The sequence below is a fragment of the Haloquadratum walsbyi J07HQW2 genome (genome assembly GCF_000415985.1).
GTDB lineage: Archaea > Halobacteriota > Halobacteria > Halobacteriales > Haloferacaceae > Haloquadratum > Haloquadratum walsbyi_B.
In genome coordinates this window covers 3322147-3345325 of the sequence record NZ_KE356561.1, presented here as the reverse complement: position 1 = coordinate 3345325, position 23179 = coordinate 3322147, and the positions used below count along the sequence as shown (strand labels likewise).

The following is a 23179-nucleotide window of genomic DNA, read 5'->3' as shown; positions in this document are numbered from 1 at the left end:
CGTTCTCCTCGGCAATGGAATCGGAATTATATTTCAGATCAAGACCTGTGTAATCATATTCGATGAACGTTTGTATCTCGCCTTTAGTGAATTTCTGCTCAACATTGCCAGTGAATACTGCTCCCTCACTCTTTACATCTATATAGTAATCGATGACAGGTTGGACATCATCCAGTGAGCCACCGTATGCATTATTGATCGAAATTGCACCAGCAAGACCGACCGCTGCCTGTGGGGGCTGGATCTGAAGTTTGGAGGCGATTTCCGGACGTTTGAGGTCTTCCCAGGTTTCTGGAGGCTCAATGCCTTGTTCCTCGTAGAGGTCTTTCCGATATGTGACTGTTGTCGTCATCCGGCGAGTCGCAGTCACATGACCATCATCAGTTTTGAGCGTATCTGGTACCTTATCATAATTCGCCGGCTTGTATGGTTGTGTTAATCCATCGTTTCGGGCAACCACACCAAAGGTGTACCCGCCATTCATTGCAGAGTGATTAGGATCTTGTGCGTTCTGTCGGGCATGTGAGAGTGCCTCACCTGAGGAGCGTTGATCATCATTGAGCGAGACTCCATAGTTGTCTGTGAAATCCTGCATCAATGCCCCCCAGTTTGACCATCCAGTCTGGACGGCATACACGAATAATTTATCTGGGAAATTATTCGCAGAAACTGAGGTCTGATAATCGCCGTACCCAACGTCGAATGATTCACTAGACCCGGACTCGGACTCCGGATCCGGATCCAGAGCTGGGAGTTGACCCGGAGTCACTGCCACTAGAGCACCCTGCAAGCCCAACTGCAGTTGCCGTGCCAAGACCACTCAGGAGTTGCCGCCGTGTTGGATTCATTCAACCACAGATTTGAGTATTATACAAAAATGGATTTATAATACTGTTACCAAGCGATATACATAGTATGTACTGATAATTTGATATATTAGTCGTATATAACAGTATGTAATTGCGGAGATAAGAATATAGATATCTAGCATATGTCCCAGACATCTGAGGGTTATGCTGTGATATTAGAGTCGAGATGAAGTGTCGTTAGAGATATCAGACATACTGTTAGGATGTAGGAAGGTAACTCCGAGTCACACAACTTGAGTAGACGTGGCAGTGTGAGATGGTTGCCAAAATTCGAGGTCTGTATACGAGCCATCGTTGACTCCCTGAAACCCTCATTAAGCGTAAGATACTCTCAACACGCAAGCGTCTGGGACTATTTTAAAAGAATTGAAATACCAGTATTAGGGTGATACAATTTGGATTGTATCTCCAACGGAAAGTTCGCCATCTCGTTCGGAACCCGGTATTTGAGTCCCAACCATGACACTGAATAAATTTCCATCGAGGTCATTTTCATCTACCCACGTCGGTAGGGTCTCCGCTCGCTTTTTAAGAAATATTTCTCGAAATCCATCATACTCCACACCGGTGTGTGGGTCACGAGCAGGGACGACACACCGTGAGATTGGCTCAATGTTAGTCAGTGTGACACTCCCGATTTGTAACTCATAATCACTGTCTGTCAGCAGTTGGTCCTCCCAAAACGGTGGGACATCACTGATGACAAGATTAGGACGCAAGCGTTGTTGCATCTGTTTTGGAGATATTCCATCATACCACGATGCAACCTCACGTATCGTAGCCGCACTGATTACCGTCGGACCAGCGGTGCCATCCGCATTGAATATAACATTATCAGTCTGCCCTCCGCCGGGCTCAACCGATAATACAACATCTAACCCAAAATACTCTGATAACCACGTCTCAAGTGCTTCCCGATCAGTATCGAGATGAAATTCATGTGTCTGGTCTGTCTCATGAGTCCGCACTGTGAATCGCTGTGAGTCTAGATCACACTTCGTATGAAGTCTATGGACAGCGGATGTGCGCTTACCCTGGACATACTCGCCGTCAATATCTTTGATACCGTATGTTCGATCACCGGCTAACCCACCAATATTAGTTACTGATACTCGATCAAGACTGCTCGGATCAAGCGCTTTGACCGGGTAGATGAGGATCTCTGCGAGGGTTGGCACTACCTGATACAGTCACATAATCGATATAATTGTTATGTTTACTGTATTTTCTAGATAGATGAGAATAGTATCTATGAACATTTCATTCACTATCTGATTATATATGGATTATCTAGAGATGGATGTCGACGCTCGATAGTAAAAATGTACTATATGTCGATCGGTAGGGGCGAGCGGTTGCCTATGATCTTGACCCGTACTGGAGGTCAACTGTGCTAACTGTGATGAAAGCCAACTGAGAGAGGCATTCTCAATGCAGTGCAGGCGGTCAGTCGCGGGTTGTACAATTAATTGTCAATATTTGATTTGCTCTGAATTCTATCTGCAAACATGTGTTAATCGATACTTTGAGGCTCAAGACTCACAATCTTATTTAAATAATATCTCTGCGGTGTATTAGAGATATTATCCAGAATTATTAATATGATATAACGGTGAGCGACTAGCGTATGGAATTAGTTGACAAGCAATGCAATCGTCGAAGACTGTTGTCTGGGGTTGCCATAGCGCTCGGCGTAGGTCTTGCAGGGTGCACTAGTCCTGGAGAGAGCGAGGGTGATGACGGAGATAGCGAAGATAGTGCAGGTGACGACACTGGAGGCAGTGGCGGTGAAGACGGAGATGGAGGTGGAGGTGGAGGTGGATACAGCAGTGAGAATGAGCAGTTGAATATGCACAAAGAGTGATCTGACCGGTTGCTGTGATAACAGATAGCGACGTGACTTATTGAATCAGGCTACTCAGTCACTGTCATTCTGATTCCGATTCTATGTCGATATAGTGTCTCTTAGTCCCAATTGACAGATTAAGATTATACTACCACATCTGGACCGAGCAGCAAGAAGGATCACTTCGCTCGCCATCTCAGCAATGTCTCAAAGTGATTGAACTCAACTGATCGAAAAAGTAATCTAATACATATGACCGCTCATAGCTCGTGTAATGTTATTCGTTATCTGCAGTTGCCTCAGTTCCGACATCTGGTATGACTCCTGAGAGTCGCATTGCGTTTCCGGTGACAGCTGTAGTCATTCCGGCATCACCAGCAAGAACGGCGAGCCAGATAGGGACATATCCAAATGGGACGGCGACCGCCAGACCAAGTTTGATGATTAGACTTGACCAAATATTTTGCCGGATGATACTGTTTGCATCATTCGCCAGTTCGTAGAGATATGGAAGTCTCTGAATATTATCACCCATCAGTGCAATATCGGCGGTTTCCAATGCGGTGTCGGTTCCGGCAGCTCCCATCGCAACGCCAACTGTCGCTGTGGCGAGCGCTGGTGCATCGTTGATACCGTCACCGACCATTGCAACATCATCATACTCATCGACTAAGCTCTCGACTGCACTCACTTTTTCTTCGGGAAGCAATTCAGACTGATACGTATCAATATTAATTTTACGAGCGATAGTTCGAGCAGTCCGCTCATTATCTCCGGTCAACATCACGGTTTGAGAGATACCGAGTTGCTTGAGTTGAGTTATTGTTTGTTCTGCTTCTGGACGAATCCCATCTGCGACAGCAATGACACCTTCGAGTTCAGTCTCAGTACCAACAAGAACAACGGTCTTTCCTTCTGTCTGGAGTCGGGGAACAGTCTCCTCAAGTAGGTCAATGCAATTATTCTGCGTGCACATCTGATGAGCGGTCTGCGTAATAGCACCCCCGTCAGTTGTCGCATGAACGTGTGAGAGATCAAATCCGAGTTCTTCAAACAGCCCTGGCTTACCAGCAAAGTGAGGGGTTCCGTCGAGACTTGCTCGCACGCCTTTACCAGTGATACTTTCAAACTCCTCAATCTCACGCTCAGCAGTCTGTGTGTTTTCGGCTTCGGCAACAATCGCCTCACCAATGGGGTGTTCACTCCGTTGTTCAAGTCCGCGTGCACACCGGAGGACATCTTGTTTTGAATTCTGATTCAGCGGAATGACATCAGTGACCGTTAATTCCCCCGTCGTGAGTGTTCCTGTTTTATCAAACGCAACGGTGTCGACAGATCCAATCGCTTCGAGGTGATTTCCACCTTTGATTAAGACACCGTTTTTTGCAGCACTTGTAATCCCTGATACCACGGACACAGGTGTTGATATGACGAATGCACAGGGGCACGCTAATACCAGTAATGTTAATCCATATACGATGCCCGTAGACCATGTCGTTGCAAGAACGTACGGGCTTGCTATCATTGTGATAATGGCGAAGGCAACGACAACTGGGGTGTAATATGATGAAAAGCGTTCGACAAACTGCTCACGCTCAGTTTTATTTGATTGTGCATTCTCAACCATTTCTACAATGCGTGAGAGCGTATTGTCACTAGCCTCCGAGGTGACCTCAAGTTCGATGTATCCCTCCTCATTGATCGTGCCGGCATATACCGTATCTCCTGCTGTTTTATCAATCGGAACACTTTCACCGGTAATCGGTGCTTGATTGACAGCGCTCTCGCCGTCAACAACTGTCCCATCCATCGGAATCTTCTCACCGGGCTTGACAACGACGATATCCCCAATCGTGATTTGAGTAAGTGGGACTGTTTCTGTGCTGTTGTTCTGTTTGATAGTCGCCTCATCTGGTGAGAGATTCATTAATTCCTGGAGTGACTCTCGGGTACGGTCGATTGAGTATCGCTCTAGCAATTCAGCAACACTGAAGAGAAATGCGAGCGTGGCAGCCTCAAAATAAAGTGCTTGATCAAAGACGAAGCTTGCAGTGACTGCCCCGAGGATAGCCACCGACATTAAAAAATCAATATCAAGGCTCAGATTTCGTGCTGAATAATATCCATTGCGAATGATTGCTTGACCGCCGAAAACAACAGCAGCAAGAAATAGCACATCAGCGACAAGTACAGCTGTGTCCAGTACGGTTGCAATCGTCAGATTCTGTTCAAGTAAAACGAATTCAAAAAGTAACCCAACACCGACGAACCCACCACTGATCCATGTCTTAATCGCTCGGGGACTCTTCCAGCTGCGTTCACGTTCATCAGTTGTTTGTTGACCTATTGACGCAGCATCTGGACTCTCTGTGATCTCATATCCAGCAGCCGCAATTACGTCGATGATATCAGCATCACTGAGTTTAAGAGAATTATATCGAACTATGACAGTTCCAGTCGTTGGTCGTGTTTCGTGCGCAATGATCTCATGGGTGTCATCAAGCGCATTTTCAACTTTATTAGCGCACGATGGACAGTCCATTTCCGGGACTGTGAACTCTGATGTCGTCTCACTCGTATTTTCCACACCGTATCCTGCCTGTTGAATCCGACTAATTATCGCATCGGGAGTGACCTCCCCACTCTCATATGATACTGTGAGCACTCCGGTTGCTACTTGTGAGTCGATATTCTGGATTGCATCTAATTTTCTGACGCTGTTGATAACCTTCTGTGCACAGGATGGACAATCCATCGCTGGAATTGAAAACTGAGTCACATCTGGGTTATTAACTGACTGGGAGAGTTGGTCTGTGTCTTCTACTTTGTGTTGAGGGGTTGTAGAAGCATCATCCGGCGGTATATCAGTACTATCGGTGGATTCCGAATCATGCATAGTCGTTACCGTGAGGTAGTTGCCATAGACTTATTAAATCGACTGCTATTTAGAGCGTATTTTATGATATACTTCAATAACAGTGGCATGCTGAGTTATTAAATCTGGATATACCGTTTCATACTATTCGTGATTTCCCTCTCATCTTTCACCTTTCACCTTTCACCAAGCAGGAAATCCCGCCGTTCACGGCGGGCAGGAATGCGACATGCGAGTTATCTACCCGCCTGCGATAGCTGAGCTGACACGAACCTCCTGACCGTGGTATGTTTAGTTTCCTGTTTCAGTCCGTACTAGCTGGGAACGTGGGCTGTGGCTGCGTTAGCGAACCATGCTCGTCCGGCTCGGCTCGGCTCCCCGCCGGACGACCGCCGGGGTCGGGGTGGGGGTGGGGGTGAGAGCCGAGCGCTGAAACCGGACCGGACCGGACGGCAATGACATGACATGCTGGCGGATGGGAGTGCCGGTGACAGCACCACAACCACAGGGCACTCAGGGTCAAGGTAGGGACAGGGAACCTGCCGTCCGAGATTCTGAGCGCAGTGCAGTGCCCTGAAACCTCACCTCACCTGACAACGACAACGGGTTCGGGTTCGGGTTGGGGTTCCCGCAGTGCGGGAAGCCCCGCCGTTTACGGCGGGCGAGGATGTCACGTATGTAAGGGAACACTCGCACTACCCTACTTCATTTTAAATTCTGAGGCAGATAGTTGAGTCTCGTATACATTAGCGTCAGCTTCCTGTGGATACACGGAAAAATAAACATAAACAGTTAGTTCGCGTATTCAATTGCGGCTGTCACCGAGGATCCAATAAATTCATAGAATCGTCCGCGAAGGCTATCTGAGTGTTGTGACATTTGTGTTATAACAACAATGTGATCATCCTCAACGGCAAAGATGATATCAAGCGATTGTCCAAAGAAATCGCCACGCATGATGAACTTATTATCAGCGTATAGTCCATCGTGATTTGGAGACGCCTGTCGACAAATATAGCCAGTCTCCTCTCTGAGTACTTTCTTGAGTTGAGAGCTACTTAGATATCGCTTGGACTTCTCCGCAGCGGTGTTGGTGATAATTATTGTATCAAGAGACATGATATATTAGAGGTTATACAACAATAAGAAACCAGATTGGAAAATGATGTCTATTATTATGTACGGGGAAATCAAATAAGTCGAAATAAGCGTAGTATTAACGCCGCTAGCGCTCAATATGTGATATAATGTCTGAGGATGATGGTCCGGAGTATGACATTGATTTCCGTGCGAATCCAGGTGAGTATGAGATCGGTCGTGGGGAACAAGATGTATTCAAATGTGAGCCCTATAAAAGCGAATTACTCCCACTATGGTCGATAAAAACACTCGATTCGGCTGAGGACGGAGCAGCAGAAATTTATGAAAAGTTTCAGGAATATCGTGACGCTGATGAATTCCCGGGGATGGATCTCGCTCGCAAATACCTCCAGATGGGATGGACTCGTGCAATGCGATATGCAAAATACCCTGGTGGGCAGAAATATGAAGATGGTGAAGAACGCAAAGCGCAAGAGTGGTATGACGACGAAAAGCGTGAAATCGCAGTCGTATACAAACAACATCTCGATCGGCTTCGAGATGATGGTACCTACCGGCGTCGCCGACAGGAGTGGGATAAAGAGTGAACATACTAGTTTTAATGAATGATTTCGAACTATCTTTTCGCTAATGTGACAATATACAGTGATCTCATATACTCATGACCAATCCCAGCGGTAGAATCCATGAGTAGCGCTAATAAAATAATATACTTCAGTATCATGCAGTGAAGTGAGAGATACGCTCAGCGCTTGTTGTCTGGTTCCATATATTAATGTCAGTCAGCCGTTTGTCCGTGCGGTGTTCATCGTTTCAGTTCTTATTATTACGACAAAGCGGGTGATCACGCGCGTATTCATTCTCAATTTCTCAACAGCAGGACCGAATGCAACGGCGTTGCTTGCCTGTACGCTCGTGACTGGGATAACGGTGCCAATTGTGCTTCGGTCATACTCGACACAACGTGAGTGGGTATTGATCTTCTTGACAGCGGTTGGTATATTGATCTCATTTTCTACGATGCCGATTATCTCACTTCTCGGGGCAGCAGTCGCGATAATCTCACTCACTAGTTTATTAATTGTCGAAACGTCCATGCTTGATCAACACATCGGTGTCGCAACCGGTCTTGGAGTTCTTACTATCATCATGACCCGTGCAATCGCTGGTGCAGTGAGTCTCTATGCAACGACGGTTGGTCGTGTTGGGATTGTCGGGATCGTTTTTCTATTAATATTTGTATCGCTTGCACGTGGTGATGAGGCGACAGACCAATTTATCACTACAACAACATTGCCATCGTTTGCACCGCTTGCAGGCGTTCTTCTCCTCTGTAGTGCATGGCTTGCTGCTCCTGTTGCATCAGCACAGTGGGCTGGTTATCCGTACTTTTCTGCGGTTGTGTATTCAGTCGGTGGTCTCACAACAGGTATAGTAATTGTTGCAGTGCAGCCTCTTTCATTGGTTCAACGGACTATCCTTGCAGATCTTAGCGTAATCACCGGAATAGCTGGCATTCTTACTGGCGGAATGTTCGGGGCTGCCGGTACAGTGCTGGCTGCCACTTCAGTTCCTATTCTTGCTAGCACAGGCGGACGCAATCAAATGGAAGTCTGGCATGTTGGTATCTTCACCGCGTGTGTTCAGGGTGCGTGTTTAGCAATGCTATTTGGCTTTGTCTTCGCACTCAATGCTGCATTTGCCCCTGGAGGAATGTTTCTCGAAGGCAGGGCAGTGAGTTTCATGACCGGCTTAACTGTACTAATCGCTCTGACTGCTTTTGCGGTGAGTATCCGAACTCCATCGAATGACTCAGAGTCTTCAACCACCGGATATATCCAAACCCGGCGAAGCATGCTTGCTTGTCTTGCAACTGGTAGTATCAGCACAATTGCTGCATGGCGTTCAGCCCCACAGATGGAACACACAACTGAGACTGAACTTCGTGTGGCTACATACAATATCCGTCGATATTTCGATCCCACAGGAGCATACAATCTTGAGTCAGTTGCGAATGTACTCCAAGCACAACGTGCTGGAATCATCGGGCTGCAGGAGACAACCGGAACGCGATTAACCACGGGTCACACCCATGGTGTTCGATGGCTTGCGGCACGACTTGGATATCATCACGCTATTGCGCCGTCAACGAGCGCTGAAGGATATGGCGTTGCATTGCTTTCGACCTATCCAATTACGCATTCACAGACGATTTCACTTCCTCAGACAGATGGTCCACCTCGTGATGCATTACATGCAGTCGTTGATCACCCCCGTGGACTTCTGTCGATCGTAGTTGCTCATCTCGACACAGCTGGGCAAATTCGTGTACGACAAACTGCAAAAATTCAACACTTTCTCGATGGAACCGACCCTGCAGTCGTGCTTGGTGATTTCAATGCCACACCGACTGAACAACCGATCAGATTGATGTCTCAGTCATTTGTTGATGCCTGGGATAGGACCGGTCGACAGAATGGAGAAACGTTTGAGACACCAACTCCGTCTCGACGTATTGATTATGTGTTTGTTCGTGGACTGACTGTCCAGAATGCATCGACCTTTGGAACAACTGCTGAGTCTGATCATCGCGGTGTTCGCGCCACCCTGAGCCGTGGTCCAGAGGGCGATTCATCCTCAAACTGATAATTTCTTCGATTAATTGACAGATATACAAGCAGGATACGACTGAGCCGACAACATAAAAGCACGAAAATAAAACTAATGAGTATATTCTATGCCATCGGCGGGTCCTAGTGGTGATGACGATACTGACAATCGAGTGATTCCTGAGGGGTTGTTAGTTGTCATTAGTATCTGCGCACTCATTATCACTGCAATGGTTCTTCCACCGGTCGATGGAGGCGTACTCTCAGATTCTGGCTCCATTGATGAGATAAATAACGGTTCTGATAACGGCACAGGAGACATCACTGAGTCTACTGAAAATACTCAGGGCGCTCTGGGGGAACCCAACTCAGGACAGATGACTTCGTCATCGGCAGATACTCAATCACAGTCAGATTCATCACAGGAGAGTAGCGAATCAACTCGATCAGGATATGGGTCCCCAAGAGCAAGCACGCTTGCTGAACCGCCAGAGTCAACGGCTATCGGTTCAATACAGCCTAACTCAGGACAAATCGCGAAGATACCGTTATTTACGATTGAATCCTCTCGAACAGGCTACTGGCGGCAGTCAGTGTATACAGAATATACCGGTTCGACATGGGCTTCTGAGACAGAATCACAACCATACACAGGGTCGATACCAAATAACCAGCAGACAACCGGACAGCAGACAGCAAGGTATGAGGTAACACTACTTGAGAATACCTCATCACTGCCAGTGTTATGGCAGCCTGAGAGCGTCAATATTCAGGATAACTCAAACGAGATTCAAGTCTCTACAGCAGGGACGTTTCGGACACCCAAACCATTGCCAAAGGAGACGACATACACAGCACAAAGTGCAGCACCCCCTCGTGATCCACATATACTGAGGGGCGCTGGCAAAGACTATCCGAGTACTTTGTTCCGCCAGTATACACAGATACCAGAGGACACGCCATCGCGGGTTGAATCGTTTAGTGACGAGCTTACCGCAGATGCTGAGACACCATATGAAACAGCGACTGTGATCGAAGAGTGGCTAGAAGAGTCAAAGGCGTACTCATTGAGCGCTTCACATGAACGTGGTAGACCAATTGTTGATGAATTCCTCTTCGAGATGGATCAAGGATACTGCCAGTACTTCGCAACAGCAATGACGGTAATGCTTCGCTCACAGGATATTCCTGCTCGCTATGTGGTTGGCTTTGCAGGCGGAACACAAGTTAGCGAGGATCGCTATCTTATTACGAGCGATACCGGTCACGCATGGGTTGAAGTGTATTTCCCGACTACCGGATGGATTCGGTTTGATCCAACCCCACCTGGGAATCTCCCAACGAAAGATCCACAGCCACCATACAACATTACGCTAAATCGGACAGTAGTCGCAGGGGCAGCCGTTGATGTCTCAGTTGAGAAAAATAATAACCCGGTGGTTGGTGCTCCAGTCCGTATCAACACAGAACGTGTCGGGTGGACAGATGCGAGTGGATCCGTTACAACAGAATTGCCCTACGATAGTACCGTAACAGTATCGGCACGCCCGCCAGGTGATCAGGGTAAGTATCTCAACGGGCAGACGGTTACGACAGAAGATGTGTCTCCCCCGGCGGTTAGTGGAGTTCCTCGACTGAGAGGATCTTCATATCAGTATAAACTCTCAGCGCCGAAAGCACTCCCTGGACCGATACACGATTCGGGATGCTCAGTCCAGAGCGAGGCAGTCGTCAAATGTCAAAGTCAAACAAATGTCTCAGTTGATGTGACTGGCCCGACGGTTCGTGGGGAGTCTGTATTAGTATCGACGGCAATCCGTGGCGTCCCAGTTCAGGGTGGCGCCGTCACATTGGACGGGAATGTCAGAGGATACACGAATAGCTCAGGAGAATTCACTCTCGCATTAGATAATATCACCACAGGAAGGCACTCGGTTAATGTGACACGGCAGGCGGCGTCAGGAGCGACGAAGATTCGTGTTATGAACTCATCACCGACCTCAACGCCAGCACAAACAAGAGATTCTGTACTAACAACGACATCAACACCGGTGCCAACGCCGGATTCAACTGCGTCAACTCAAAACAACACTTCTTTAATGAGTATCACTGTAACACCACAGTTCGGTGTTTTGCTTCCACTGACTGACGCAGAGATTACTGTAATGCAATCGGAGACGCCAGTTTCGAACGCCACCGTAACACTCTCTGGGTCAACAGTCGGTCAGACTGGTCCAAATGGAACGGTTGGTGCAACGATCCCACTGCAACAGTCGGTATCTGTGACTGCAGTCGGACCGAATAATACGAAGGCACAGCAAACAATATCAGGACTATATCGAACTGCCGCAGGAGTTCTTATTGGCGTATCGGTTCTCGTTATCGTCGGAATACTGCTACTTCGTCGCAATAGAAACGTAATCAAATCCATTCTGTGGCGCATTCACGCGGCACTAAGCCGGATCCCGGTATTCGTGACTGATGTATTCGTCAAACTTACAATAACTATCACTCGTGTATGGAATCGACTCTACCGACTGCTGATGCGAATAAGACGCTTCATTCTCACACCCCGTGCGCATCTTTCTGTGGATAGATTTGTTGATTTGATAACACTGAGTCCACGCCGGATTGTGTCTATATTTCGTCGGGGGGTCAGGACACTCTTTAGAGTAATAAAAGATAAGATCCAATTGATACGGAGTGAAGAAGACGTCTCAGGGTCACCTGACTCCGAGACAGATACAGAAGAGGCGGAGGCAGAGCCAATCGTCCGGAAAATCTGGTATGTGTTCGCACGTAGTGTTGGTCCGCCTCAATTGCGCACGAAAACACCAAGAGAAGTGGCGACGTACGCAATCAATCGAGGAGCCCCATCAAAGCCGGTTAATGTCCTGACACAGATTTACTGTAAAACAGAGTATGGAGTGAAAACCACGAGTAAATCACAATTAAAAAACGCTAAGGATGCATTCCAGACAATCCGGAGTTCACTACGGAATAAAAACGAATGAGACGTTCAGGTCAACGCATAGCTCGATGGACTGTTTCATTGATTGCGATATTAATGCTGATATTTGCGCTGATTGCAATATATACACCTAACCGTCTACCTGGTGCTGTTCAGCGATCACTCCAAGTAATGACGAATCAATTCAGCACGCGCACAGTATTATTGATAATCGGGATACTCATCAGCATATATGCGTTTATTGCTTCATGGATTCGGCGGGCAACGATGATTTCGGATCCATTTCCAGAAGCGGACTCTGGTGCAGTAACACGAGATGTAGCTATCGCAGGAAAGCAATTAACCACAAAATTCAATCGACAACGAGATCAGAGGTTAAATCTCACAGAGTCTAATACGAAAGCACTTAAATCTGAACTCAAGTCATCGCTCGCCGATCTATACACACATACACATAAATTCGAAACAAGAGAAACAGCACGTAACTATATTGAAAGCGGTCAGTGGACAAGTGACCAATACGCAGCCGCGTTTCTAACTGAGTCAGCGACAGTTGATTATCCACTCCGACATCGAGTCTATGCATGGTTGTATCCGGGCTCCGCATACGAAATGCGTGTTCGAAGAACACTCCGCGCAATCGAATCGAAATATATGGCATCTGATATGCAATATGACCCGTCAGCACGGACTCACTCAGGACCCCGGAAGCCAGGGAGCGTTGCTGATCAGATTGCTGGTTCGCAATCAGTCGAGAGTGAGTAATCATGACCCAGCAGGTCCACCGGCATCAGCATCGATATCGGAGTCTCATTGCAGCCACAGCTGTGCTTGTTGCTGCCGGTATTGGAGCTGGTTCACGAACACTTCTTTTTGCGGGGACCATACCGCTCCTTTTTATTTTACAAGATGCGCTCGCAACGGAGCCATCGATCGACAATCAACTCCATGTCAAACGGGAACTCTCCCCGGGAGCTCCCCTGCCTGGACAGCCGGTATCGGTGACACTGACAATCGTAAATACGGGCGATTCAACGATTCCTGATCTTCGGGTTGCTGATGGTATACCGGCAGAATTAGGCACTATTGAGGGAGAGCCCTACACGAGTGAAATCCTTCGAGCAGGACAGAAACTCACAGTCAAATACTCAGTAAGCACCAACCGAGGGACATATGAATTTGACTCAGTACAGATTCGTGCCCGAAATGCGAGCGGAACGATTGTGGCTGAGTCAACAATCACCCCACACGGACAGACCAGTTTTGAGTCTCGTGTGAGTGTTGATGATATCCCAATCGCCGATCAAACGATGAGCACTACCGGTCCGGTGGCGACGGAAACTGGAGGCTCTGGAATTGAATTCTATGCAACGCGGGAATACCAAGCAGGCGACCCAATTGGACGGATTAACTGGAATCAGTATGCAAAGACAGGGCAGCTTTCTACAATTGAGTATCATGAACAACGAGCGGCTCAAATCGCAATCATAATCGATGCCCGTGCAGCCGCTCATGTGAGTTCACAACCTTCTCTTCCAACAGGAGCAACGCTCTGTGCATACGCTGCAACACTTAGTTTAGGTGTTCTTCTCGACGATGGACATAACCTCACAGTCATGGCCCTCGGGACACCTGACCCAGTTCGGTCAGATCCACCACCAGCATATGCATCGACTGATGAGCAAAGAGCGTTTGCAGCGCGTGCGGCTATGATCTGCAATGCGGCCACAACAGGGAATGACGATGTAACGACTGATGCGGCAGCACTTGCTGTGGACGGAGGAACGGTTGACCAACATCGACTCCTCTCACGTCTTAGCGATCATGAACAGGTGTTATTCTGCACTCCTGCATTAGATGATGCAGCCGTTTCAATTACTGAATCGATCCGAGCTGACGGGCATGAGTTGACAGTTCTCTCTCCACAGATATCGAATACCGACATTGGCGGACGTATTGCTCATCTTAACCGCACTAATCGACTATTTGAGATACGCACACTCGGTGGAACAGTCGTCGATTGGAAGCGCGATGAGAAGCTCCCGATAGCGCTTTCACGAGCATTGAGGGGGATCAACGCGTAATGACAGGCGGTGAGTCAGGAGCAACCCGAGTGGCGAGTACTATCACTGCGATGTCAGTCTTTATTGCCGTGGTTCTTTTCATATATCAAATAAATGCACCAATCAGTGTGATGCTCAGCATAACTGCAGGTAGCACACTTGCAATTATAACTATTATACAAGAGCGCAATTCTACACTCTCGACAGGAGTAACCACAGTATTACTCCCACTGAGTGCAGCCCTCGGCATTACAAGCATCGGTGTGGCAGCCATCGAGAGTGGAACGCTTGAGGCACTTTTGTTTGGAGGCACCGAGCAGTCCGTAGAACAACTTACTGGCAGTCTGATCATGTATATTGGTGTTACACTTGGTGTCGGTATCGCAACATATGGGGTGATTATGACCCGTCGCGGGGGACCGAGTCAAGATGTGTTAATCGATATTTGGAAACAAACAGCAGTTATTGAGCTATTTTTGGGTGCCATAGCGACTGCAGTTCTTATATTCCAATTGAATATACTTACTGAGACATCACTCCCGGCATTGCCGCTTGGGATAATCGTTGAGTTGCTCATCAATCCGTCTTCGCTGTCTGTTGGTCTATTTATTACCGGTATTGAGGCGACAATATCAGCTGTCATCATAACTGAGACTACTCAAGCAATGCCGATAACCGAAGTCGCTTCTCGAAGGCGGCGCAAACGGCTTCAGACAATCATTGATCGGGTTCAGACAATCCTGTGGCAGCTTGCATTTGTCATCATCGGACTAACGCTTCTCAGTATTCTAGCAGTACAGATCGGCTGGTTGGCAATACTCATCAGACGGATTCCATACTTAGCACTGTTCGTTGAGTTCTTCATGTCAGCTGGACTCCGTATTTTCTTTGTTAGTACTATATGCGTCTGCAGTGGTATTATTACATTAAATTATCTTATCCAGCGATTGAGCGGGAATGTTATAGATACGGCACAGTGGATTGCGCCGGTCTCAATTGGAATTAGTGTGATTATTTTTCTCGCATTTATGACGAGCACAGGAATCCAGTCTGCCATATCGACACTACCGCTCGTTATTCAGCCACAGATAGCAGAACTTGTGCAACTAATCTCACCGGTTGGGGTAGTGGTTATCTATATTGAGATTGCACTTTCTGCACTTGCAGTCGTCCTTGTTATGAGTATTATCTCAGCAGTGATTGGATATCTCCCGTCGAATGCGACCGGCGGTGCAATTGCAGGAACAGGACTCATTGGTAGCACTCTCAGTATTGGTATTTTCGATCAAGCCCCAGCGATTGTCTTCAGTGGCGTTGCACTTGCAATTATTGCGTGGGATTCAAATCGTCATGGAGTCACAGCTCAGTCTGAACTCGGAACTGATAGTGGCACCCGCGTGACGATACTACACAGTATTAATACGACTACTATTGCAGTACTTGGAATCGGTATCGCATGGGGTCTCCAGTCAACTGTTATGCGGTTGTCTGCCTCTCGGGACGGTGCACTCACTGGGCTGGTGGTTCTCGTGCCAGCGGTACTGATACTCCTGACAATATTGCGAGGATGACTATGACTATGACTATGACTAAAAACGCTGAGAACTCCTTGTTGATCCATACTGCTATATCACCCAAAAGTTAATTTGTGCCTTGAGCAGCGGGCACCTCAACAGCATCAAGCACGGAACGAGTCACTGCTTCAGGTTTGACATCTCGAATTGTAGCTTCTGAGGTCAAAACAAGGCGATGTGTAATCACTGCTGAAGCTATTGTTTTGACATCATCTGGTGTCACATACGACCGTCCAGAAATAACAGCACGGGCACGCGCAGCTTCATAGAATCGCTGGATCCCACGTGGTGAGACGCCAACCTCAACACGATCATCGTTGCGAGTCTGACGAGCGATATCAATGAGATATTCACGAACGTTGAGACGCATTGAGATGTATTCGGGTGTCTGTCGAAGTGTTGGAACCTGTTCAGGATCGATGACAGAATCAACCTCAGGTGTTGTTATTTGTCGATTACTGCGGCGATTAATCAGTTCAAGTTCACCGTCACGACTTGGATAGCCGATTGACGCTTTGAGTATAAATCTATCTTGTTGAGCCTCAGGTAGACTAAATGTACCCTCCTGCTCAACTGGATTCTGTGTTGCAATAACGAAAAACGGCTCTGGAAGTGAGTATGTGTCACCACCGACAGTTACCTGCTGTTCATCCATCGCTTCAAGTAATGCTGATTGTGTCTTTGGTGGGGCACGGTTGATTTCATCAGCCAGAATAACGTTAGCGAAGATCGGTCCCTGTTGAAAACTGAACTCACCTGTCTGATCATTAAATACATCTGTCCCGGTAATGTCGCTTGGTAGAAGATCTGGTGTGAACTGAATTCGATTGTACTCAAGTCCTAATGCGTCTGCCAACGCGATTGCAGTGAGTGTTTTTCCAGTTCCAGGCACGTCCTCAACTAAGACGTGACCACGAGCGAGTAACCCAGCGGTAACTGTCTCTAAAAATGAGCGATCGGTAATAACTGCATTACTGACCTCATCGATGATACGTTCTATATATCTGGTTGCCTCGTCTATTGAAAATTTATTGATCGTCATGCTCGGTGGTGATTTATAATCGGACCTATTCTCGGTTTTATTTATCGCAGTATTTCCTTTCAGTCGGACACATACTCAGTGAGTGATCAAAATGCGGTGTTCTCAACAGAACGGTCAGAGTTGATCCACTAGCGCGTTACTGTGCTAAGAGCAGTGTCGATATGATCGCTCATCGACTACGTGGAATATCTAACTCGTATATGAGATGACTACTTGCGTTGTCGAAAGACCAAGACGACCAATGCGATGATCAAGAGGACTTGTACAGCTTTATCAAGATAGCCTAATGGAGTAAAGTTTCCAGATTTGATGACAAACCAAAGTGGAATCTGCACTGCTGTGTATGGAATAGCAGCTATCGTCAGTAAATGTCGTCTGGTCCCTCGAATGTAGAGTCCGATGCCACCGAGAAAGCCGAGTCCTGCAAGAAGAAGCGGTGGGATTATCGCCTGATTAACACCAGCGTATAAGTGTGTGATTGCTGTGATCGTCAACAACCCAATTACCGTCATTTCAAGTTTTGAACCTACTATCCCTGTCGATGGCTCAGACTCCGCCTGCTCAAGTGCTGATCCCATGTATATGATCAAGTGCTACCGCCGGTAAAATATTGGGATTAATGCACATTACTATTCACACTAAATGAGTTCATATTGTAATCTATTACTATCGAATCAGTTGATAACTGCGTCTTAGCTCAGGGATATCTATCGAAAGAACCGAGGGGTACTCACATGCATGCCAATAAAAATCAGATCATCTTCACTCGCCTCAGTATCAGAATTCTTCAGTTCAAGCGTTCCACTCCAGCGTGTATCGAACTCATATCGCTCATCTTCAACTGTATCAGTCCACTCAAGTCGAACCTCGTCACTGAAACATGCATGAGTACTTGCATCATATACAATGAGATTCTTGCTGTCAACAACCCAATCCGTGGTCCGGTCTGTCTGTGTGCTGAGCCCTTCAGTAATTGCGCTTCCACCGGCAAGCCGATCTGAAATGCCGAATTTGACAATTGAGTCCTCATCTGCAAAGAATTCACCAAGAGGATCACCGGCACGAAGTGCAGCATAATATGAACGGATTCTCTGTTTGAATTGCATAGTTATATTGTATGTCTACTCAATCAAAATCCTACTGTGCGATGGTCCAGAACTGTCACTCAGAGAACTCTATTATAGAACACAAGGAGAATACCCGTGTCTTCAGGCGTTGGAAGATGTCAATCAATAGCGATACACGCATACATGTACCGAAACCGAATCATAATTTCATGTTAGTACGAGAGAGCCGAAGTCACAGCGGTAGCAGCGCGGAAGCCTACGGCGCGGCTTCACCCGTGGTAGCTGACGAGGGGATTTCAGGATTGGACGGATTGATAAATCGATATTGGAGGGGCAGTCACTCCAGGCTACTCGGAATGTCACCTCTTAATTAATCTCTACCATACTGAGATAGCTATTCGACTGCAACTCGGATCTCACGGACGAGCTGTAGCACCGAACGCCACTGATCGTTTGACCCTGGGATTCTCTCACTCGTATTCCCGATCCGATTAGTGATTGTTTCACGTGCCACTTCTGGGTTATCAATTCGTCGAAATTGTAAATCGCCTCCACCAGCAACCTCAATGGTTACTGTCCCATATCCAAACAACGACCCAGTGACGGGTTGGCTGTAAGCCGTGTTCTGCACCTTCGATAACTCAATCCGTCGCACAGTTTTGTTAATTACACCACGCTTCAGCCAGATTGCTCGAGTTGTAACAATATATTCTGTCTGTTGTACCCGGCGTATCGCCCATATGATAACGCCAATGCCAAGCATACCACTTAGAACGAGTCGTATATCTACGATGACTGCCATTACAAGGGCGAAAATAACAATGCTGACACCAATTCCGATGCTATCGGCAGCTGCTGAGAATCGGGGACTTCCCTGCCAAACGATGCGCTCATCATCGAATAGAAATCGCCACTTGTCGCTCATCGATCCTCACTATCCTCATTATCCGACACCTGTTTTGCCGATGTGTGATTGCCGGCGAGGCGGATACCCTCAGTATCGCTATTAGTCTCATCATCAGTCACTGCCGAACGAATTGTCTGGAGTTCCTGAAGAATTGCATCTAGCACGTCGTCGGTATTTGATGTCGAGTCTGAATCACCCTGTCGTCGAGTATCGATCTCCCTCGCGACCAGTTCTTGTACTGACGCTGGGTTCGGGATGCTACGAAATTGGAGTTCGACGCCTGACCCACCGGCTGTACTAATATCAACAGATCCATATCCTAATGATGAGCCGAGAGCTGATTGTGAGTACGATGTATTCTGAACCTTTTCAAACCCAATCTGCTGGACGTTCATAGATATGATTCCACGTTTACTATACAGTCCACGATTCGTGATAACATAATTTGTATTCGTATACCGAAGATATGAACCAACAATGATTGGGATTCCAATGAGAATAATTGACAGCGGGATACCAATCACAAATGCAGGGATCATACTGTATTGATGTGGCGTGCTGACCCACTGGATTGATTCACCCTCTTCAAGTGTAAGCCAATCAAGATCAAGATCAGCGTCAGCGGTATCAGCCACGTTGCGCCCTGATACATCTTGAGAGACCTCTTCAGACATAGATACACATATGTGGTCAACTCAAAAAACCACCGTGCCCGATGTACATATTAGAGACAGTCATACAAATATCTCTTCATCGCTCTATTTGTATTAGACTACATTCAGATACAGAATGTAATAATCGAATTACTGCATGTACCTCTCACAATCTCAACAGAATTGGAAGAATCCAGATGATAGAAGAGGGCTGATATGGAACAGAAAATGGTAATACCGACATGTCTGAAAACAAAACAGCGTATATTGATGACGCAGGATGATGCTGAAACAAGTATCTTACAGGTGCTCGCTCATGGACGGTCTAATACTCATCACATTCATCAACAAAGTGATCTTGATGATGAGACCGTCTTAGAGACATTAGCGCAATTGTGTGCGGCTGGGCTTGTCACAGAAGTCGATCGTGGACTATACTCAATCACGCCTGTCGGATTAGATCGTCTTGATCATGATTACCCTTCTGAGGCTGGATTCACTGAAAAAACTGAGGTCATTCACGACACACCGACGATCAAAACAATACGACTTCATGGGGATCGCCAGATTGTTGAAGCACAATTCGATGATAACTCAGTCACGATGCTCGCCGATGCATTACATGAGATTCTCAGTGATACGCACGCCGACGCTGAAGTTACTGAATCGCTTAGAGAATTTCTCATTGAGAATAGTTGATTAGCTTCTGGTATGACCGTCATGGCTCACACTGGTTCAAGTAATCACAAATAGTAATGTAACCTGTACGGTTGCATATCTAAATGATATTCATATCGCTACTTACGAATATGAGGCTCAGCACCTGAGTGACCCCACTTTGCATTATGCTCCAACTAAGTTGATTATCTCTCGTCGTGACCTGCTGTGACCCTATGTGGATCCGAATCAGTACTCCCAATTACCATCTCAAACTCTGGTGGAAATTGACCATCGACAAGAAGTCTAGCCCAATCGATGATGATCTCGAAAAACACACTATCATCATTATTAAGATACTTACTCGATCCGTATTTCTCTGTATATTTTTGTTTGATAAACTCAGCAGTCTCACCATGCGCCTCTGTTGCCACTCCCTCTAATTGTAAATTATACTGTGACCCATCGACGACAAGCGCAACCCGTGGATTAACTGTCATGTTTTCATATTTTCGATACATCGACTCAGTGGTAATATACATATCAAGATTCTGATCGGAAACAAATCGAATTGTTGCCGCTTCAGGGACGCCGTCCTGTGATGCTGTTGCCAGTGTACATGTTTGAGCTTCGCTAAGGGTCTGTCGTGCTTTTGTCTTCGATGAAAGCGATGAAGATTCCTCAGTCACTACTAATTATTTAGATTAGCCCTCTGTTGAGTGTTCTGAAAACCATGATTTGCTTATCTAGTTATCTAATAGAACTGGTACTCAATGTCCAGTAGTTATTGCCGAACATTTTGACTCACAGACTAATATAGGAGATACATCCCAGCTAAGCTAACCATAGCCATGCCGACGCCTACTCTCAGTGTTTTTTGCCAACTGATCTGTGTGAAACTATAGTATAACAGTATTATCGGAATTACCGAAGTAACCGCAGTTATCGGCGGTGATACCTGATCAGAATTGAAGATAGAAGGTATCACAATATAAAAGCTGACGCCAATTAGAAATGCACCGATGCGACCCCACTGAATTTCTGACCAATTCAAACCACTACTTCGAGAGGGATTACCGACAAGTTCGCGTTTGGAGGGCATACACACTCGTTAGTATCATTAAGAAGAGATATATATGACATTTATGTTTCATATTCATCAGGCTACTGAGCGATATATCAGTATATCACTCTCGACAACTCAGAACGTGCAGATTTGAGTATCAATAATGACTGACAAGTGCCCCGATCACGTGACCAAATTCTCCACAAATATGATTCGGTCGAGCGGAACATGGCACAGCAGTCGCTTGTATGCGTGTACGTAAATGGGTGCAGACTTGCTGTGGATATCATGCAGAGCTCACTGTGATACGAAAACATACGATGTGATGACCTGGCTAATTAGTGTGTCTGATATCTGCGATTGATGACAAGGGTACAGACATAACCGGTGCAAGTACTGTTCGTCAAGATTCAATTGCTAACCCGCGGCTCAGAGCTGGTATATCGACGAGTCTAGCCGCAAATAGAGAATCGGCTCTCAGTGGTGTGCACTATGTCTTTATAAAGCCAAAACAAATATCAATATATACGCACACGCGATAGATAGTAGATGCCGAGCATACGCCCGTTCACCGACGATGATAGTAAGACGAATGAAGTTGCCTCGCTCATTACATCACACTTTGCTGATGGTTGGTCGTATGATGTCCCAGTAAATAATGAGAGTGCTGGGACATATGTTCGAGTCGCAGAGCAGAACGATACTCCGGTAGGAGTCATGGCACTCACGATATATGAATCACGAAAACAACTACAAGACGCCATGCACCTTATCGATACAGTCGAACAGATTCCGCCGGAATCCCGGTATGGGTTTATTCATGCAGGGTACGTCGATCCTGACCGGACTGGTGAAGGAATTGGCAGCTCTCTAATCGAGCGGTTACACGACATTGGTGAATCACGGGATGTAGACCACTTTATCGCTGATGCGTGGTTCCATGGCGGTCCTGACTCCCCGGCACAGTTGCTTACCACGCACGAGTATGATATCGTGCATACACACTCTATTGCCGGACATACTGATGGACCCTGTCCGAAATGTGGAACATCTTGTGTATGTGAAGCAGCACTTGCAGTGCGTCCAGTCCCTATGAGCTAAGTTATCAAATTGTCTCTATCAGGTTTCCACCGTGAGAAAGTTCGTAAATTTTCAATTTGACCCAGAGCAGTTCATTTAGACGTTATTTTTCGATCAAATGAATTTGGTGCAACTCGCCACATTACCCGCTCAATATCACCCAAACAAACAGTTTGTATGAATTCACTCTGCGTGCGATATGTTATTTTGAATCCCCAGGTGTCTTGATCGATATACTGTGTTTGATTAATCTGGAAAATCGCTTGATCGTCATGTATTGTGGATATCTTTTCGAACGCCTCTCGTGCTGGTTTATGATCACCCGCCTCAGAGATATTGAGTTTGACTCTGAGTGGTCTCATACAATACCTGACCAACACTATCGGATATATGTGCTGAGACAGAGTGACATCTAGCAGGGTATCTATGTGAACTACCCCAGCCTACTCGCTCACGGCTTGCACCGGTCGCTCCTTGAGAGTAGGAGTAGGGCTTCCTGTTTCTATGACGCGCTTTCCATCCCATCCACAACCTCGGAACTACCCGACGAGGTGAACAGAGCGAGAGCGAGCGAGCGCGAGCGCAAGCGCAGTCTCCACAGGCGTTGATTTGGACTGTCCCAGTCCTAGTCCGAGATTTTTAAAACCACGCGACAAACTGTCCAGAGAATCATTAGCATTTGCACTTCTATCCATCTCGAACCCCCAGGCAGGGCAAGAATGTTCGCGCACCTACAACGGTTTGTCTGATTCAACGCCACGCCACACCACACGACGCGCACTCTGTGGTCGTCCCCGCA

Annotated in this window: 19 protein-coding genes and 1 pseudogene; 9 read left to right on the top strand and 11 right to left on the bottom strand. The window is 46.8% G+C overall.

All coding sequences use genetic code 11. From position 1 onward, the window contains the following. A pseudogene (locus tag J07HQW2_RS15575) lies at positions 1-848 on the bottom strand (extracellular solute-binding protein); the annotation flags it as partial. A gap of 401 nt (positions 849-1249) precedes the next feature. Beyond that, the gene (locus J07HQW2_RS15570) at positions 1250-2047 is read right to left on the bottom strand and encodes an MOSC domain-containing protein (protein WP_021056604.1); all 798 of its coding nucleotides are present in this window, start codon (positions 2045-2047) and stop codon (positions 1250-1252) included. A gap of 449 nt (positions 2048-2496) precedes the next feature. Between J07HQW2_RS15570 and J07HQW2_RS15565 the strand changes: the two genes are divergently transcribed. After that, the gene (locus tag J07HQW2_RS15565; protein ID WP_021056603.1) at positions 2497-2733 is read left to right on the top strand and encodes a hypothetical protein; all 237 of its coding nucleotides are present in this window, start codon (positions 2497-2499) and stop codon (positions 2731-2733) included. 259 nt (positions 2734-2992) lie between these two features. Here the strand turns inward: J07HQW2_RS15565 and J07HQW2_RS15560 are convergent, their stop codons facing one another. Next, positions 2993-5611: a heavy metal translocating P-type ATPase gene (locus J07HQW2_RS15560; RefSeq protein WP_021056602.1), complete on the bottom strand. Its 2619-nt coding sequence runs from the start codon at positions 5609-5611 to the stop codon at positions 2993-2995. 771 nt (positions 5612-6382) lie between these two features. Beyond that, positions 6383-6709 (bottom strand): hypothetical protein, encoded by a 327-nt coding sequence (locus J07HQW2_RS15555; protein ID WP_021056234.1) that lies wholly within the window; start codon positions 6707-6709, stop codon positions 6383-6385. Between the two features lie 128 nt (positions 6710-6837). Here J07HQW2_RS15555 and J07HQW2_RS15550 point away from each other — a divergent pair, with 128 nt between their 5' ends. From J07HQW2_RS15550 to J07HQW2_RS15525, 6 genes are all read left to right on the top strand, one after another. Further along, positions 6838-7278 (top strand): DUF4385 domain-containing protein, encoded by a 441-nt coding sequence (locus J07HQW2_RS15550; protein ID WP_021056601.1) that lies wholly within the window; start codon positions 6838-6840, stop codon positions 7276-7278. Between the two features lie 214 nt (positions 7279-7492). Continuing rightward, the gene (locus tag J07HQW2_RS15545; RefSeq protein ID WP_048075342.1) at positions 7493-9337 is read left to right on the top strand and encodes an endonuclease/exonuclease/phosphatase family protein; all 1845 of its coding nucleotides are present in this window, start codon (positions 7493-7495) and stop codon (positions 9335-9337) included. Between the two features lie 91 nt (positions 9338-9428). After that, positions 9429-12314, top strand: coding sequence for a transglutaminase TgpA family protein (locus J07HQW2_RS15540; RefSeq protein ID WP_021056599.1), 2886 nt, complete (start codon positions 9429-9431; stop codon positions 12312-12314). 128 nt (positions 12315-12442) lie between these two features. Then, positions 12443-13036 (top strand): DUF7269 family protein, encoded by a 594-nt coding sequence (locus tag J07HQW2_RS15535; RefSeq protein WP_303704247.1) that lies wholly within the window; start codon positions 12443-12445, stop codon positions 13034-13036. Positions 13037-13038: 2 nt separating this feature from the next. After that, the gene (locus J07HQW2_RS15530; protein ID WP_021056597.1) at positions 13039-14355 is read left to right on the top strand and encodes a DUF58 domain-containing protein; all 1317 of its coding nucleotides are present in this window, start codon (positions 13039-13041) and stop codon (positions 14353-14355) included. After that, positions 14355-15905: a hypothetical protein gene (locus J07HQW2_RS15525; RefSeq protein WP_021056596.1), complete on the top strand. Its 1551-nt coding sequence runs from the start codon at positions 14355-14357 to the stop codon at positions 15903-15905. Before J07HQW2_RS15530 ends, J07HQW2_RS15525 begins: the two co-directional genes overlap by 1 nt. Positions 15906-15975: 70 nt before the next feature. Here J07HQW2_RS15525 and J07HQW2_RS15520 read toward each other — a convergent pair whose 3' ends face one another. From J07HQW2_RS15520 to J07HQW2_RS15500, 5 genes are all read right to left on the bottom strand, one after another. Further along, positions 15976-16950, bottom strand: coding sequence for an AAA family ATPase (locus J07HQW2_RS15520; RefSeq protein ID WP_021056595.1), 975 nt, complete (start codon positions 16948-16950; stop codon positions 15976-15978). 209 nt (positions 16951-17159) lie between these two features. Then, positions 17160-17528, bottom strand: coding sequence for a DUF7475 family protein (locus J07HQW2_RS15515; protein WP_021056594.1), 369 nt, complete (start codon positions 17526-17528; stop codon positions 17160-17162). A gap of 129 nt (positions 17529-17657) precedes the next feature. Then, positions 17658-18056 carry a hypothetical protein gene (locus J07HQW2_RS15510; protein ID WP_021056593.1) on the bottom strand — a complete coding sequence of 133 codons (399 nt, stop codon included), beginning with the start codon at positions 18054-18056 and terminating at the stop codon, positions 17658-17660. 355 nt (positions 18057-18411) lie between these two features. Beyond that, the gene (locus tag J07HQW2_RS15505) at positions 18412-18942 is read right to left on the bottom strand and encodes a PH domain-containing protein (protein ID WP_021056591.1); all 531 of its coding nucleotides are present in this window, start codon (positions 18940-18942) and stop codon (positions 18412-18414) included. After that, complete coding sequence (locus tag J07HQW2_RS15500) at positions 18939-19598, bottom strand: PH domain-containing protein (protein ID WP_021056590.1); 660 nt, start codon at positions 19596-19598, stop codon at positions 18939-18941. The genes J07HQW2_RS15505 and J07HQW2_RS15500 overlap by 4 nt, the downstream gene beginning before the upstream one ends. A gap of 249 nt (positions 19599-19847) precedes the next feature. On the opposite strand from J07HQW2_RS15500, the gene J07HQW2_RS15495 reads away from it, so the two are divergent. Then, positions 19848-20276: a hypothetical protein gene (locus J07HQW2_RS15495; protein ID WP_021056589.1), complete on the top strand. Its 429-nt coding sequence runs from the start codon at positions 19848-19850 to the stop codon at positions 20274-20276. Positions 20277-20440: 164 nt separating this feature from the next. Here the strand turns inward: J07HQW2_RS15495 and J07HQW2_RS15490 are convergent, their stop codons facing one another. Continuing rightward, positions 20441-20923: a pyridoxamine 5'-phosphate oxidase family protein gene (locus J07HQW2_RS15490; protein ID WP_021056588.1), complete on the bottom strand. Its 483-nt coding sequence runs from the start codon at positions 20921-20923 to the stop codon at positions 20441-20443. Positions 20924-21849: 926 nt separating this feature from the next. Between J07HQW2_RS15490 and J07HQW2_RS15480 the strand changes: the two genes are divergently transcribed. Continuing rightward, a complete protein-coding gene (locus tag J07HQW2_RS15480; RefSeq protein WP_021056586.1) occupies positions 21850-22401 on the top strand; it encodes a GNAT family N-acetyltransferase in 552 nt (183 codons plus the stop codon). 71 nt (positions 22402-22472) lie between these two features. Here the strand turns inward: J07HQW2_RS15480 and J07HQW2_RS15475 are convergent, their stop codons facing one another. Continuing rightward, positions 22473-22742, bottom strand: coding sequence for a hypothetical protein (locus J07HQW2_RS15475; protein WP_021056585.1), 270 nt, complete (start codon positions 22740-22742; stop codon positions 22473-22475). Between the last annotated feature and the right edge of the window lie 437 nt (positions 22743-23179).